General features: G+C 59.9%; 14 protein-coding genes. 8 read left to right on the top strand and 6 right to left on the bottom strand.

Annotated features, from left to right (window positions below; translation table 11 throughout):
* The 8 genes from dgcA to ACYAC5_RS18435 all read left to right on the top strand — a co-directional run bounded on the left by dgcA (nt 1) and on the right by ACYAC5_RS18435 (nt 9,269).
* Entirely contained in the window at nt 1–966 is a 966-nt protein-coding gene (gene dgcA, locus ACYAC5_RS18470) for an N-acetyl-D-Glu racemase DgcA (protein WP_210081424.1), read from the top strand.
* 18 nt (nt 967–984) lie between these two features.
* Entirely contained in the window at nt 985–2,847 is a 1,863-nt protein-coding gene (locus tag ACYAC5_RS18465) for an ABC transporter ATP-binding protein (protein ID WP_462062084.1), read from the top strand.
* Nucleotides 2,848–2,868: 21 nt separating this feature from the next.
* The gene (locus ACYAC5_RS18460; protein ID WP_101762769.1) at nt 2,869–4,410 is read left to right on the top strand and encodes a glutathione ABC transporter substrate-binding protein; all 1,542 of its coding nucleotides are present in this window, start codon (nt 2,869–2,871) and stop codon (nt 4,408–4,410) included.
* A 267-nt stretch (nt 4,411–4,677) separates the two neighbouring features.
* Entirely contained in the window at nt 4,678–5,607 is a 930-nt protein-coding gene (locus tag ACYAC5_RS18455) for an ABC transporter permease (protein ID WP_008106670.1), read from the top strand.
* Nucleotides 5,607–6,491: an ABC transporter permease subunit gene (locus ACYAC5_RS18450; RefSeq protein ID WP_007891891.1), complete on the top strand. Its 885-nt coding sequence runs from the start codon at nt 5,607–5,609 to the stop codon at nt 6,489–6,491. Before ACYAC5_RS18455 ends, ACYAC5_RS18450 begins: the two co-directional genes overlap by 1 nt.
* 2 nt (nt 6,492–6,493) lie before the next feature.
* Nucleotides 6,494–7,534 (top strand): DmpA family aminopeptidase, encoded by a 1,041-nt coding sequence (locus tag ACYAC5_RS18445; protein ID WP_462062083.1) that lies wholly within the window; start codon nt 6,494–6,496, stop codon nt 7,532–7,534.
* On the top strand, nt 7,534–8,355 hold the full coding sequence (locus tag ACYAC5_RS18440; protein WP_222235034.1) for a M55 family metallopeptidase: 822 nt from the start codon (nt 7,534–7,536) through the stop codon (nt 8,353–8,355). The genes ACYAC5_RS18445 and ACYAC5_RS18440 overlap by 1 nt, the downstream gene beginning before the upstream one ends.
* A gap of 77 nt (nt 8,356–8,432) precedes the next feature.
* A complete protein-coding gene (locus tag ACYAC5_RS18435) occupies nt 8,433–9,269 on the top strand; it encodes a fumarylacetoacetate hydrolase family protein (protein WP_462062082.1) in 837 nt (278 codons plus the stop codon).
* Between the two features lie 111 nt (nt 9,270–9,380).
* On the opposite strand, the gene ACYAC5_RS18430 is transcribed toward ACYAC5_RS18435, so the two are convergent.
* From ACYAC5_RS18430 to ACYAC5_RS18405, 6 genes are read right to left on the bottom strand one after another with little or no spacing between them, the layout of a single operon-like run.
* The gene (locus tag ACYAC5_RS18430; RefSeq protein WP_462062081.1) at nt 9,381–10,907 is read right to left on the bottom strand and encodes a serine hydrolase domain-containing protein; all 1,527 of its coding nucleotides are present in this window, start codon (nt 10,905–10,907) and stop codon (nt 9,381–9,383) included.
* A complete protein-coding gene (locus tag ACYAC5_RS18425; RefSeq protein WP_462062080.1) occupies nt 10,904–11,644 on the bottom strand; it encodes an ABC transporter ATP-binding protein in 741 nt (246 codons plus the stop codon). The genes ACYAC5_RS18430 and ACYAC5_RS18425 overlap by 4 nt, the downstream gene beginning before the upstream one ends.
* Nucleotides 11,645–11,647: 3 nt before the next feature.
* On the bottom strand, nt 11,648–12,475 hold the full coding sequence (locus ACYAC5_RS18420) for an ABC transporter ATP-binding protein (protein WP_192415463.1): 828 nt from the start codon (nt 12,473–12,475) through the stop codon (nt 11,648–11,650).
* Complete coding sequence (locus tag ACYAC5_RS18415) at nt 12,476–13,375, bottom strand: ABC transporter permease (RefSeq protein ID WP_462062079.1); 900 nt, start codon at nt 13,373–13,375, stop codon at nt 12,476–12,478.
* Nucleotides 13,372–14,382, bottom strand: a complete 1,011-nt coding sequence (locus ACYAC5_RS18410) for an ABC transporter permease (RefSeq protein ID WP_008106687.1) — start codon at nt 14,380–14,382, stop codon at nt 13,372–13,374. The genes ACYAC5_RS18415 and ACYAC5_RS18410 overlap by 4 nt, the downstream gene beginning before the upstream one ends.
* Nucleotides 14,382–15,977, bottom strand: coding sequence for an ABC transporter substrate-binding protein (locus tag ACYAC5_RS18405; RefSeq protein ID WP_277974221.1), 1,596 nt, complete (start codon nt 15,975–15,977; stop codon nt 14,382–14,384). The genes ACYAC5_RS18410 and ACYAC5_RS18405 overlap by 1 nt, the downstream gene beginning before the upstream one ends.
* Nucleotides 15,978–16,123: the final 146 nt, after the last annotated feature.

Raw genomic sequence — 16,123 nt, 5'->3', positions numbered from 1 at the left:
ATGCGGCGCATGCAGATTGAAGTGCTGGAGCTGCCGCTGGCGCGTCCGTTCGCCATCTCACGCGGTACGCGCACCGCAGTCACGGTGATTCGCGTAACGCTGGAGCAGAACGGCTTTATTGGCCGCGGCGAATGTACGCCAACGCCGCGCTACGATGAAACGCCAGAAAGCGTCAACGCCGAACTGGAAGCGCTGCGCGCTGCCATGGAAGCGGACCTGAGCCGCCTCGATCTGCAAAGCCGTTTATCAGCGGGTTCAGCGCGTAATGCGCTGGACTGTGCGCTGTGGCGTCTCGATGCCGCGCTGGCGAAGCACACGCTGTGGCAACAGTGCGAGCGTCGTCAGCCGCCATCGGTGATCACCGCCGAAACTCTCAGCCTCGACTCCATCGAAAACATGGCCGCCGCCGCTGCCGATGCGGTATCACGCGGCGCCATCCTGCTGAAAATCAAACTTAATCGCGACGACATTCTGGAGAAAGTCGCCGCGATTCGTCAGGCCGCGCCGCGCGCCACCTTAATCATTGATGCCAACGAAGCCTGGTCGGGCGTGGATTTGCCCAGCCTGTTCAACGCGCTGGCGAGTTTTAACATCGCGATGGTCGAGCAGCCGCTGCCGGCGGGTCAGGATCAGGCGTTGCAGCGCTTCACGCACCCGATTCCGGTGTGTGCCGACGAGAGCTGCCACACCCGCGAGGACATCGCGCCGCTGCGCAATCGCTACGAGATGATCAACATCAAGCTGGATAAGTGCGGCGGTTTGACCGAAGCGCTGGCGATGGTGGAAGAGGCGCAGAAGCACGATATGCGGTTGATGGTCGGCTGCATGCTCGGTTCTTCACTGGCGATGGAAGCGGCGCTGCCGGTGGCGATTGCCGCTGAACATGTCGATCTCGATGGCCCCATTTGGCTGGCCGCCGATAGCTCGCCCTTCCTTTCTTACGCTCAAGGCCAAATCTGGCTGTAACCCGCATGCGGAGCAACGATGACGGACACTTTACTCACATCCAACGCCGCCAGCGTTGCCGGTTCAGAACCGGTGCTCGCGATTCAGGATCTCAGCGTCAGTTTTCGCGGCCGCAGCGGCGAAAATCAGGCGTTGAAGGGCATCAGTTTTAACATTCATCAGGGCGAAATTGTCGCCGTGGTGGGCGAAAGTGGCTCGGGTAAATCGGTCACCTCGCTGGCGGTGATGGGCTTGCTAGCCGCATCCGGGCGTATCGATCGCGGCAGCATGCAGTTCCGCGATCGTCAGGGCCACGTGCATCAGCTTGCCACGCTGAATGAAACCCAGCGCCGTGCTTTGCGTGGTCGCGAAATGGCGATGATATTTCAGGAGCCGATGACCTCGCTCAATCCGGTGCTGCGCGTCGGCGATCAGCTGACTGAAGCGCTACGTGACCATCAGATTTGCGACAAAAGTCAGGCCGACGCGCGCGCACGTGAATTACTGCGCCAGGTGCGCATCGCCGATGTGGATCGCGTGATGAAAAGCTATCCGCATTCGCTGTCGGGCGGCATGCGCCAGCGCGTGATGATTGCGCAGGCGCTGGCCTGCGATCCGCAACTGCTGATCGCCGATGAGCCGACCACCGCGCTGGATGTCACGGTGCAGGCGCGCATTCTGCACATTCTGCGCGACCTGCAACGCGAGAAGCAGATGGCGGTGCTGTTCATCACCCACGACATGGGCGTGGTGGCAGAAATCGCCGATCGCGTGGTGGTGATGCTGCGTGGCGAAGTGGTTGAGCAGGGCACAGTCAGCGACATCTTTAACGCGCCGCAGCATCCTTACACTAAAGCGTTACTGGCGGCGGTGCCGAAACTTGGCGATATGCGTGAGCACGCATGGCCGCAGCGTTTTCCGCTGTTGGGCAGCAATGCTAGCGATAACAGCGAGCAGCGCACCGCGCGCTATGACGAAACGCCGCTGCTGGATGTGCGTGGCCTGAAAGTGTATTACCCGATTCGCAGCGGGATTTTCTCGGCGCTCACCCATCAGGTGCACGCGGTGGAGCAGATCGACTTCAGCCTGTGGCCGGGCGAAACCCTGGCGATTGTCGGCGAAAGCGGCTGCGGTAAATCCACCACCGGCCGCGCGCTGATGCGGCTGATTAACAGCGACGCCGACAGCATCCATTTCCAGGGCAATGAAATCGCCAACCTGAAAGAGGCGCAGTTCCAGCCGCTGCGCCGTGAAATCCAGATGGTGTTTCAGGATCCTTACGCCTCGCTCAATCCACGTCTCACTGTCGGCTTCACCATTGCCGAACCGCTGCTGCTGCACGGCAGGGTGAAATCGCTGGAAGAAGCGTCGCCGCAGGTTGATGCGTTGCTGAACAGCGTGGGCTTATTGCCGGAACATGCGCGGCGCTATCCGCACGAATTCTCCGGCGGCCAGCGCCAGCGCATTGCGATTGCGCGTGCCATGGCGTTGAAACCCAAAGTGATCATCGCCGATGAAGCCGTCTCAGCGCTGGACGTGTCGATTCAGGCGCAGGTGGTGAACCTGATGATGGATCTGCAACAGCAAACCGGCGTGGCGTGGATTTTTATCTCGCACGACATGGCGGTGGTGGAACGTATCGCAAACCGCGTGGCGGTGATGTATCTCGGCCAGATTGTTGAGCTGGGCCCGCGCCAATCGGTGTTCAACCAGCCGCAACATCCTTATACCCAACGTCTGCTGGCCTCGGTGCCGGTGGCCGATCCCCAGAACCGGCAACCCCGCACTTTCGAAGAGGGCGAAATTCCTTCGCCGCTGCGCAAGGTGGGAGAAACGGTCATTAAACCGCGTTATCGCCAGGTTGCTCCGCAACACTGGGTCGCTGACTTTGTTTCGCGCTAACCCTCAATACCAGGAGATTTCATGAATCCGATTTTTCGCCGTACTGCGCTTGCGCTGGGATTGACCCTCTCGCTGGCCGCCGCCGCTCAGGCGCAGGATCTGCGCATTTCGATGTATGCCGATATCACCGGCCTCGATCCGCACGATACCTCCGATAACGTCAGCTACTCGGTGCAGAGCGGCATCTTCGAGCGTCTGTTCCAGTTCGATGCAAAGATGAAGCTGCAGCCGTGGCTCGCCACCAGCTACACCAGCAACGACAGCGCCACCGAATTTACCCTGACGCTGCGTAAAGACGTGACCTTCCAGGACGGCACGCCGTTCGATGCTGAAGCGGTGAAAGCCAACCTCGATCGCCTTGCCGACCAGAGCAAAGGCCTCAAGCGCAACAGCCTTTACAAGATGATTGCCAAGGTAACGGTGCTGGCGCCGGATCAGGTGAAAATCGATCTGAACCAATCGTTTGGTGCCTTCATTAACACGCTGGCGCATCCGTCGGCGGTGATGTGGAGCCCGGCGATTCTCAAGCAGTATCCGGAAGAAGCGCAGCTGCGTCTGCATCCGGTCGGCACCGGCCCGTTCAAGTTTGTAACGTGGCAGCCGGGCAAAGCGGTGACGCTGGCGAAATACGACGGCTACTGGCAAAAAGGCTGGCCGAAAGTGGATAACGTGATCTTCTCGCCCAGCCCGGAAGATGCCACGCGCGTTGCGGCGCTGAAGTCGGGCCAGGTGGATGCGATCTGGCCGCTGCCATCCGATCTGATCGCCACCGTGCAGAGCGACAGCAAACTGGCGGTGCAGCGCGATCCGAGCATTTATCTCTATTACATGGCGATCAACACTCAGCACAAACCGCTGAATGATGTGCGCGTGCGGCAGGCGATCAACTACGCCATTGACCGCGATCTGTGGCTGAAAGTGGCGTTTGCCGGCATGGGTAAACCGGCCAGTTCGGCGATTCCGGAAGGCGTGCAGTTCTACCAGAAGCAGAGCGCGCCTAACTATCGCTATGCGCCAGATGAAGCCAAAGCGCTGCTGAAGGCCGCCGGTTATCCGAATGGCCTCGATCTCAAACTGTGGGTCACCAACGCCACCGCCAGCGTGCGTGCCGCGCAGGTGTTAAAAGCGCAGCTGGCAACGGTGGGCATTCGTGCCACGGTCACGCCGATGGATTCCGGCACGCGCAACGCCAAACTGTGGGGCGTGAAGGACCCGAAACAGGCGGAATTTGATCTCTACTACGGCGGCTGGTCGACCTCAACCGGTGATGCCGATTGGGCCTTGCGTCCACTCTACGCCACCGAATCCTGGGTGCCGACCTCGTATAACGTTTCGTACTTCAGCAACGCCGAAGCCGACAAAGCGATTGCCGGTGGCTTAGCCACCGCCGATCCGGCCAAGCGTGGTGAAGCCTACGCCGAAGCGCAGAAAGTGTTGTGGAAAGAGGCACCGGTAGCGTTCCTCGGCACGCCAGACAACCTGGTCGGCAAACGCAGCACGCTGAGCGGTGTGTCGATGCTGCCGGATGGTAACTTCCTGTTTAATCAGGCGACGTTTAAGTAAAGGTTGGGTGGGGTTGGGGGCTCGCTGTCCCCCTACGAATGTGCTTGCTGCACCCCACGAATGTGCTCGCTGTCCCCCACGAATGTGCTCGCTGTCCCCCTCCTCGGTCCTCCCCCATAAATGGGGGAGGAAGATGCTGCCACATGCAGCTTCATCACTGGCATGTGGCAGCATCTCCTTCCCCCGCAAGCGGGGGAAGGCCGGGATGGGGGGCAGCCAGCACGATCTGGGAGCAACCAGCACCATCCCAAAAAATAAAGGAACCGCATGTTCGCATACATCATTCGCCGACTGCTGGAGATGATCCCCGTATTGCTGGTGGTCTCGCTGCTGGTCTTCGGCTTCATCAAACTGCTGCCTGGCGATCCGGCGCGTATCTATGCCGGACCGGATGCGCCTTTGGCCGCGGTGGAAGCAGCGCGTCAGCATCTCGGACTTAACGATCCGCTGCCGCAGCAATATATCAACTGGATCGGCGGCCTGCTGCGTGGCGATCTGGGCGTCACTTATCGCACCCAACAGCCGGTGCTGGACGTGATCAAACAGGGCTTTATGCCGACGCTGTGGCTGGCGCTGGCCGGGTTTGCCTGGTCGGTGATTTTGGGCTTATTCCTCGGCGTATTTGCCGCACTGAAACGCGGTAAATGGCAGGACTGGACCTTAATGAGCGTCGCCGTCGGCGGCATCTCCATGCCCACTTTCTGGCTCGGTCTGCTGCTGATCCAGTTCGTCGCCATGCCGTTTGGCCTGTTTTCCGTCAGCGGCTTTAACCAGCCCAGCGACATCGTATTACCGGCGATCACGCTCGGTTCCTCGGTGGCAGCGGTGATGGCGCGCTTCACCCGTTCGGCGTTTCTTGAAGTGGCGCAGGAAGATTACGTGCGCACCGCCAAAGCCAAAGGGCTGCGCAATCGGCTGGTAACGTGGAAACACGTGATGCGCAATGCGTTGATCCCGGTGATCACCATGCTCGGTTTGCAGTTCGGTTTCTTACTCGGCGGATCGATCGTGGTCGAAAGCGTGTTCAACTGGCCGGGATTGGGCTGGCTGTTGATCGAGTCGATCAAGGCGCAGGATCAACCGGTGATCCAGGCATTAGTCATGCTGTTCGTGTTTGAATTTATCGTCATTAACCTGCTGGTCGATCTGCTGTATGCCGTGGTCAACCCAGCAATTCGCCTGCGACAGGAGCCCTGATGAGTCTGCAATCTCTGCCTGCCCACGCGCAGGAGGCGATCCGTTCGCCGTGGCGTGATTTCCTGCACGCGCTGGTGCGTAATCCGCTGGCGCTGGTCTCCGGTGGCTTTGTGCTGCTGCTGGTGCTGGTGGCTATTTTCGCACCCTGGCTGGCGCCATGGGATCCGATGGCGCCGGACTGGATGGCGCTGTCATCGCCGCCGTCCAGCACGCACTGGATGGGCACCGACGAACTCGGCCGCGATCTGTTCAGCCGCATCATTTTCGGCGCGCGTATCTCACTGTACGTTGGCGTGCTGTCGGTGACGCTCGGCATGGTGGTCGGCGTGCTGCTGGGCCTGCTGGCGGGCTATTACGGACGCTGGATCGATATGCTGATTATGCGTGGCTCCGACGTGCTGTTCGCCTTTCCCGGCATGCTGCTGGCGATTGCAGTGGTAGCGATTCTCGGTCCGGGACTCAACAACGTGATCATTGCGGTCGCCATCTTCAGCGTGCCGGTATTTGCCCGTATCGTGCGTGCTTCTACGCTGTCGCTGAAACAGGCAGCGTACGTGGAAGCGGTGCGCTGCGCCGGTGCGCCGGATCGCGTGATTCTGCTGCGCCATATTCTGCCGGGCACGCTGTCAAACGTGATTGTCTATTTCACTATGCGTATCGGCACCAGTATTCTGACCGCCGCCGGGCTGAGTTTTATCGGCCTCGGCCCGGAGCCCGATGTGCCGGAGTGGGGCAATATTCTGGCGATGAGCCGCAGCATGATGATGGCGGGCTTGTGGCACGTCAGCGTGTTTCCGGGTCTGGCGATATTTATTACCGTGCTGGCGTTTAACCTGCTGGGTGATGCGCTGCGCGACACGCTCGATCCCAAACTGAAGAGCTAAGCATGGACTTTCAACAACTGCAGCGCGACCTGCTGCTGCAACGCTGGCGCAACGAGCGTCAGCTGGGACAACCGCGCAGCGCCAGCGGGCCAACCAATCGCATCAGCGATGTGCCGGGCGTGCGCGTCGGTCACTACACGCTAGCTGACGGCGAGCGACAAACCGGCGTTACCGCGATTGTGCCGCCGGGCGACAATCTGTTTACCCAGCCGCTACCTTGTGCGGCGGCGGTGTTTAACGGTTTCGCCAAGCCGGTTGGCCTGGTGCAGGTTGAAGAGTTAGGCGTGCTGCAAACGCCGATTCTACTGAGCAACACGCTGGCGGTTGGCACGCTGTTTACTACGCTGGTGCGCGATGCCATCAGCCGCAACCCTGAGTTGGGCCGCAGCTTGCCCACGGTCAATCCGCTGGCGCTGGAGTGCAATGACGGCTGGCTTAACGATATTCAGACGCTGGCGATCACCGAAGCGATGGCGCAGCAAGCACTCTATGACGCCACGGCAGATTTCGAGCGCGGCAGCGTCGGTGCCGGGCGCGGCATGAGCTGTTTCAGTTTGAAAGGCGGCATTGGCACGGCATCGCGCAGTATTCCGTCGCTTAACGCCACGCTGGGCGTGCTGGTGCTGGCGAACTTTGGCGCGTTAACCGCGCTGACGCTGGATGGCGTACGCCTGGGTGAAATGATCGCGCCGCTGCTGCCGGAACTGACGCCGCAGCGCGATGCCGGTTCCATCATCATTATTATGGCGACCGATGCGCCGCTCGATGCACGTCAGCTGAAGCGCGTCGCCAAACGCGCCGGTGCCGGTTTGGGACGACTAGGCAGCTATTGGGGCCACGGTTCGGGCGATATCGCGCTGGCGTTTTCCACCCAGCCGCAGCCGCAACCGCCAGAAGAGTCCACGCTGGAACCGCTGCTCGCCGCCGCCGCCGATGCCACCGAACACGCGGTGCTGGATGCCTTACTCAGCGCCGAATCTGTCACCGGTTTTCGTGGCCATCATCGGCCGTCGTTAACGGAAGTATTGGATAAATTAATTTGATGAAAATCTTTATCTCAGCCGATATCGAAGGCATCGCCGGCGTGATGCGGCCGGAACAGTGTTCACCCGGCCACGCCGAATACCAACTGGCGCGTGGACTGATGGAACAGGAAGTTAACGCCGCAATCGATGGCGCCTTTGCTGGCGGCGCAACGGAAGTGGTGGTGGCCGACAGCCACGCGCAGATGACCAACCTGCGTGCGGAAAATATCGATCCTCGCGCGCGCATGGTGCAGGGCAAACCGCGCGGCTTATCGATGGTAGAAGGCATTGAGCAGCAGCCGTTTGATGGCCTGTTCTTTATCGGCTATCACAGCGCGGCGGGTGAACCGGGCGTGCTGGCGCACACCATTAACGGCCGTGCGTTCTGGCGCATTCACATCAACGGCAAGGTGATGGGCGAAAGCGACATCTACGCTGCAGCCGCGGCTGAACAGGGCACGCCGCTGTGGTTGGTGAGCGGAGACGATCAGCTTAAAGGCTGGATTGCCGAGCATTATCCCTCGGTGGATTACGTCTGCGTGAAACGCGCCATCTCGCACACCTGCGCCGAATCCATTAGCCCGCAGGCAGCGCAAAATGCCATTCGCGCTGCCGCGACGGCCGCCGTGCAACGCAAACGCCAGGTCAGCACCACGCGCCTGAGCGCGCCCTATGAGATGCAGCTGCAAGCCAGCAAACCTGTGCTGGCGGATCTGTTCAGCCTGATCCCCGGCGTGACGCGCATTGACGCGGTCACCGTAGGCTATCGCGCCGATGACATGAACACGTTGATTAGCCTGCTGAGCGCCTTCTCCTATCTGGCGACCACGCAGTCGTGATTTTCATCAGGTCGGTCCGCATTTCCTGCTGAATTTTGCTAACCTGCGCGCAATTTATAGATCACAACGAGGCAGTCATGCAGCTCTGCAGTTTTTATCTTATTGACCAGCAAAGAAAAAGTTACGGTATTGTGCAGCGAGAGGGCGTGATTGATATCGGCTTGCGTCTTGGCGCTGACTGCCCGGACCTGAAAACCTTGCTGCAACGCGGCGCGTTAAGCGATCTCGACGCCTATGAGTCCCAGCCGATTGATCACCCGTTTAGCGCCATTCGCTTCCTGCCGGTGGTGGAAAATCCTGGCAAAGTGTTCTGCGTTGGCATGAACTACGCCGACAAACGCAAAGAGTTTGCCGAGACGATTGAAGCGCCGACGCTATTTGTGCGTTTCGCGGATTCGCTGGCGGCGCACCAGCAGCCGCTGCTGAAACCCATCACCACGCAGGAATTTGATTACGAAGGTGAGCTGGCGGTGATCATCGGTCAAGCGGCCTATCAGGTGAAAGCCGCCGATGCGCTGCAGCACGTTGCGGGCTACAGCTGCTTTATGGACGCCACGGTGCGCGACATGCAGTTTACCTGGTTCACCGCCGGGAAAAACTGGCAGCAAACCGGCGGTTTCGGACCGTGGATGACCACCGCTGACGAGATCCCCGATCCGCAGCAGCTGGCGATCAAAACCTGGCTCAATCAGCGCGAAGTGCAGAACGACACCACCGCCAGCATGGTGCATCCGGTGGCGAAGATCATTGAGTACATCTCCGCGTTCAGCCCGCTGTCGGCAGGCGATGTGATCATCACCGGTTCACCGGGCGGCGTCGGTAAAAAACGCACGCCACCGCTGTTTATGTTCCCCGGCGATGAGATTGAAGTCGAAATCGAGAAAATCGGTCGTTTACATCATTACGTGGCTTAGCGCCCGTCATACTTCGAGCCGCCGCTGCGTTGGCTACGTGTGCTCACCCCAGTCACTTACTGATGTAAGCTCCTGGGGATTCACCCACTTGCCGCCTTGCTGCAACTCGAATTATTTAGGGCGTGCTGTCTGTAAAAAGCGCACCACGCGGCTACGATTCAATTGCAGCCGCAGGGTGTCGCCTTCGCGCGCAATCGCGAAGCGCTTCTCCCACGGTCCATCCTGCGCGGTAGCTAATAGGCGATCGTTGCCCAGCGACTGCAAACGCGCACGAATCGCCGCCGGGCCGATGCCCATGATTAAGCTGTCGCCCTCAATCACCAACTCGCTGCGCCACTGCGGCGCGAACCAGCGGCCCTGCAGATGATCGAGGCTGGCCTGATCGGCCTGCACCGGCACAAAACGTCGGGCGGCATGACCAATCTCTCCCACAATCGCCGCGCCAGCATGGCGTAGTTGCATCGGGAAAGTGCTGGAGAGCGACACCGCCGTGCCGTGCACATCGTCACGCCACAAGGTTTCGCCTGCGCCGAGCCAGGTGGCGGTCGCGCCTTTGATTTCCAGCCAGTCGGCGGCGTCTTCCGCCACGTAAAGTCCGGGCGTTAAATCGTGTCCTTTCTCCGGTAACGCGCGATTGAGCAGCGCCGCCATCACGCGCAGCACGCTTTCTGAGGTGGTGACATCTTCGCGGTTGGCGACCAGCGCCACGCCGATTTTCAGCTCCGGATGCAGCAGGAAATAGCTCTTATAACCGGCATGCGAACCGCCGTGACCGAACAGCGTCTGGCTGCCAAGCATCGAGCTGGTGATGCCCAAACCGTATCCGCTGGTGCGACCATCGTTGAGATGACGCGGCGCGCTCAGGCGCTGCAGCACGCCCGCGCCTGGTCCGCTATCGGCCAGCAGGCTTTGCAGCCAGCGCGTCAGATGATTCAGGCTGCCAGTGATGCTGCCCGATGCCGAGAGATGCAAACCGGCGCTGGAGAGCTGCCACTGCGCGCCGTTTTGCCAGTAGCCGGGCACTAAACCGGGCACAATATCGAACCAGCTTTCTGGCGCAATCAGGTTGATATCCAGCGGATCGCAGATGTACTGCTGCAGCAGATCATTAAATAACACGCCTTTGGCTTTCAGCGCCTCTTCAACCAGCCGATAGCCGGTGTTGGTGTAGGAGATTTCGCTGCCGGGCGCGTAGTTGAGATCGCCTTCGCGCGCGACAAAATCCAGCAGGTCGTCGGCGCGGGTGGCGTTGTACACCGACAATCCCAGCAGCGATAAGGTTTCACGCACGTCCGGCAAACCACTGCTCATATCCAGCGCCTGGCCGACGGTGATCTGGCCGTTGGCGCCGCGCAGCTGCGGCAGATGCTGCACCAGCGGATCGTCGAGCTTGAGATAGCGGCGGCCCGGCCCGGTCACCAGCGCAGCAAACAGATGTTTGGTGATGGAGGCGAAACGCACCACGCTGTCGGCGCTGAACGGCGTTTGCTGTGCCAAATCGGCCAATCCGGCGCAGTGCGTTGAGTGAATCTGCTGCGCATCAAACAGGATCATCGCACCGCCCGGCGCGTCGGGCTGTCGCCAGCTTTCAGTGATCTGTTGTGCGATATCCGCGGCGCGTTGCCAGTAAGCGGTCATGCCGGTTCCTCCAGCGTCATGCTGAGATTGAAAAGTTGGGCGGTATGTGGATGCTGGATGCGCCGCGCGCGCAGATCGTCGGCGCTCAGCTGTTCCACCATCTCGCCATTCTGCATCACGCCAATGCGCTGACACAGATGCGTTACCACCGCGAGGTTATGCGTCACCATAATGTAGGTGAGTTTGCGCTCGCTGCGGAGATCGCTGAGTAAATTGAGAATTTCGGCCTGCACCGACACATCCAGCGCCGAGGTCGGCTCATCCAGCAGCAGCACTTCCGGTTCGGCGATCAGCGCGCGCGCAATCGCCACGCGCTGACGCTGGCCGCCCGACAGCTGATGCGGATAGCGGAAACGCACCGACGCGGGCAAGCCCACTTCGCCTAACGCCTGGCTGATGCGCTGTTCGGCGCGATCAAGCTGATGCACCAGCAGCGGTTCGTGCAGGATGCGATCGATGGTCTGGCGCGGGTGCAGCGAACCAAACGGATCCTGAAATACCATCTGCACCTGACGATAGAAGGCGCGGCTGCGTTTGGCGCTGAGCTGCATGCCACCAAACAGCATGCTGCCTTGCCAGTCGGCATTCAGTCCGGCGAGCGCGCGCAGGATGGTGGATTTGCCCGAGCCGCTTTCACCGACCAGGCCAAAGCTTTCGCCGTTACCGACCGAGAAACTGACGTCTTTTACCGCCGTGTGCGCACCGAAGTTGATGCGCAGGTTATCGATTTGAATCATAAATTATTCTCGCCACGCGGCATCGCGCTGCAATACGGGTAAACGTTCGCGCGGATGGCGCAACGACGGCAAACACGCCAGCAAACCACGCGTATAGGGATGCTGCGCCTGCTGCAACTGCCCGGCATCCAGCAGCTCAACGATGCGGCCGGCGTACATCACCGCCACGCGATCGCAGAAGTGCGACACCAGCGGCAAATCGTGGCTAATCAGAATCAGCCCCATGCCGCGCGCCGATACCAGCTCGTCAATCAGCTTGAGAATCTCCGCCTGCACCGTGGCATCCAGCGCGCTGGTGGGTTCATCGGCGATCAACAGTTCCGGATCGGGTGCCAGCATCATGGCAATCATCACGCGCTGGCCCATGCCGCCCGAGACTTCATGCGGATAGCGTTGCGCCACGGCTTCAGGGTCGCGAATCTTCACCTGCTCCAGCAGCTCAATCGCCGCCTGCATCGCCGCTTTGTGGCTGCCGCCTTTGTGCTCGCGCCAGGCTTCGGCAATCTGCTGGCCGATGGTCATCACCGGATTGAGCGAATATTTCGGGTCCTGCAGGATAAAACCGACGCGCTTGCCGCGAATTTTGCGCAGCACTTTCTCGCTGGCTCCGCGTAGATCGATGCCGTCAAAGCGCAGCACATCGGCGCTCACTTCCGCGTTGCCCGGCAGTAACTGCATCAGGCTGCGCGCGGTCAGTGACTTGCCGGAGCCGCTTTCGCCGACAATGGCAAACTTCTCGTGGCCAACGCTAAAACTGACGCCGCGCACCGCTTCAACGGTTTCGCTGCGCGAGCGGAAGGCAACGCGCAGGTTCTCAATTTCCACCAACATTTAGCGCTCCTTGGGATCCAGCACGTCACGCAGACCGTCGCCGAGAAAGTTGAACGCCAATGACGTCAGGAAAATCGCGATACACGGCATTAATGGCACCCACCATTCGCTGAACAGGAAACGACGCGCGGTGGCGATCATCGTGCCCCATTCCGGTGACGGCGGCTGCGCGCCCATGCCGAGAAAACCGAGGCTGGCAGCGGTGATGATGATGGAGCTCATGTCCAGCGTGACGCGCACAATCAGGCTCGGCACGCACAGCGGCATAATGTGGCGCAAAATAATGCGCAGCGGCGAAGCGCCGGTCAGACGGCTGGCGGCGATAAAGTCGCTGTGGCGGAACTGCAGGGTTTCGGCCCGCGCCAGACGCGCATACGGCGGCCACGATGTCAGGGCAATCGCCAGAATCGCGCTCTCCACGCCGGGTTTCAGCGCCGCGACAAACGCCAGCGCCAGAATCAGCCGTGGGAAGGCGAGAAAGATGTCGGTCAAACGCATCAGCGCTTTATCGATGAAACCGCCGGCATAACCGGAGATGCAGCCAATCAGCAGGCCGAGCGGCGCGGTGAGCAGCACCACGGCGATCACCATACCGAGCGTGGTGCGGCCGCCGTAGATAATGCGCGTCCAGACATCGCGCCCCAGCTCATCGGTGCCGAGCCAGTGCGCGGCGGAAGGGGCCGCCAGACGGTTTTCCAGATGCTGCATACCGGGTTCGAACGGCGTCAGCCACGGGGCAAACAGCGCCAGCAGCAGCATCACCGCCACCACCAGCAATCCGGCCATCGCCAGCGGATTACTGCGCAGGCTGAGCCACAGGCGATAACGCCGGCCCCACACCGCCTGGCGGCGATTGGCTGGCGTGTCATCGAGCAGCCATTCTCGTGAGAAGAAGATCATTTTACGCGCGGGTCCCAAAGTCGATAGAGAAGATCAGCCAGCTGATTGAGCAGCACATACACGGTGCCGACCAGCAAGGTGGCGCCGATCACCGGGTTCATGTCGGCGTTCATCAGCGATGTAGTGAGATATTGGCCGATGCCAGGCCAGGCGAAGACGTTTTCCGTCACCACCGCGCCCTCCAGCAATCCGGCGTAGGTCAGCGCCAGCACCGTTACCAGCTGAACCGCCACGGTGGGAAACGCATGCCGCCAAATCACCCGCCGTGACGACAAACCTTTGGCGCGCGCGGTGATCACGAACTCGCCGCTCAGCGCGTTAAGCATAAAGGTGCGCGTCATACGCGTGATGTAGGCCATGCTGAAGTAGGCCAGAATCAGCACCGGCTGCGCCATGTGGGCCAGCGCATCCCAGAAGGCGTCCGTTTCTCCGGCCAGCAGCGAATCAATGGTGAGGAAGCCGGTGACCTGCGGCACCATATCCTGCCAGATGATGTCCTGCCGTCCGGGGCCGGGCGCGATGCCGAGCACCGCGTAGAACACCAGCAGGCTCAGCAGCGCCAGCACAAATACCGGCAGCGAATGGCCGGCGAGACAGATCACGCGAATGGTTTGATCGACCCACGAACGTTGACGCACCGCCGCCCACACGCCAAGCGGAATGCCGATCAGCGCCGCGATGATGATGGCCGCCGTTGCCAGCTCCATGGTGGCGGGGAAGAAGCGGGCGATATCGGTAATCACCGGATTCGAGGTGAGAATCGATTTACCGAGATCGCCATGCAGCAGTTGATTGAGGTAGTGACCAAACTGCACGTAAAGGGGCTGATCCAGCCCCATTTCTGCACGCACGCGCTCAACCACCGATTGCGGTGCGTTATCACCGACCGCCGCCAGCACCGGATCGGTGGGCATGACGCGGCCAATGAAAAAGGTCAACACCGACAGACCAAACAGCGTCAGCACCAGGCTTCCCAGGGTGCTGACGATTCTCTTCAGTAACGGCATCAGGCTTTTTTCACCTGCGCATACGGCCACTGCTCCAGCACGGTCATGTGGACATCACTCAGCGCTTTGCTGGTGGCCACGTTTTTGGTCTTCTGCATCATGAAAATAAACGGGCTCTTCTCGCGGCCTAACTGCTGAATCTGCTGATAGAGCGCGATGCGCTTCGTCGGATCCGGCTCATGCAGCGCCTGCTCGGTGAGTTTGTTAAATTCATCGTCTGACCAGCTGCAGCGCCACGCCAGCGTTCGCGCACGCGCGTTATCGCTGTTGTCGGTGTTAACGCAGAAGGCTTCGGTGTTGGAGTTGGGATCAAAGTAATCGGCGCCCCAAACCGTCAATGCCAGCTGATGCTGACGCGCACGCATCTTGGTCAGAACCTGGCGGTTTTCGGCGGCGATCAGTGACACTTTGATGCCAATCGCGCCCAATTGCGTCTGAATTGCCTGCGCGATGTCCGGATAGGGTTGCATGGAGTAGTGATCGAGGGTGATTTCGAAACCGTCCGGATATCCCGCTTCGGCCAGCAGCGCTTTGGCTTTCGCCACATCTTTGTGGAATGGCGTATCGTCCAGCGCCGCCGGGAAGCCGCTCGGCAGGAAGCTTTGATGGGTAACAAAACTCATCGACAGAATGTTTTTCTGAATGCTGTCGTAATCCAGCGCCCACTTCAGCGCCTGCCACACCTGCGGTTTTTTCAGGTAAGGATTATTGGTGTTGCACGACATCAGCATGATGGCCGACAGCGACTGATTCACCAGCGACACGCTGCTGTCGTTTTTCACCTGCAGCAGCTGTTCGGTGGTGAGGTCATATGCGGCATCAACATCGCCTTTTTTCAGCATCAGCGCCTGCGCGGCTGGGTCGGCAATGTGTTTGAGGATCACGCGTTTGGTTTTGCTGGCGCCTTTATATTGCGGGCTGATCTCCAGAATCACCGTTTCGCTGGCATTCCAGGTGCGCAGGGTAAAGGCACCGGAACCAGCGCTGTGCTGTTTCAGCCAGCCGTTACCGAAGTCATTGTTCTGCTGGTTCGCCAGACAGGCTTTCTTCGACACGATGCTGCCGACGGTGGCGGACAAGCAGTAGAGCAGGAAGGTTTCGGCCGCCGGCGCGCCGAGTTTCATCTCCACGGTGTGCGCATCTTTCGCGGTGACCCGCTGCGTCACGTTGTCTTTGGTAAAGCCAAACTGGTTGATAATAAAGGCCGGGCTCTTATCCAGCTTGACGATACGCTCAATCGAGAACGCCACGTCTTCTGCGGTAAGCGGCGAACCATCGGCGAATTTGGCTGCCGGATCGAGATGGAACGTGTAGGTGCCGTTATCGCTGCTGACGTCCCAGCTTTGCGCCAGTTGACCAATCACTTTATCGGCTTGATTGGGATCGGGCGTGACTAAACGTTGATAGAGGTTGCCGCAGATCTGGCCGCCGGTGGCTTCGAAGCTTTCGTGTGGATCGAGGCTGGTGATGTTATCGAGCTGCATCGCGATCACCAGCATGGTCGGCGGCGTCGCGGCAAAGGAAGCATTCAGGCTGAGGTAGGAAACAACAGGTACAGCAGTGCATCCTGCAAGAAAACGTCTTCTGGTAACCATGTAAACTCCCAACTTATTGATAATTAAAATAAAAAATTGCCGTTTGATTGTTTTTTGTCTTGACTTTAGGCACCCGCCGGAGGATTAATACCGGTTCTACGTCCTTTGTTTCACGCGTATGGTTTTGCCCTTTTATGGTGCAATTT

The organism is Pantoea sp. y20 (assembly GCF_054903455.1).
This window is presented reverse-complemented; position numbering and strand designations above follow the sequence as displayed.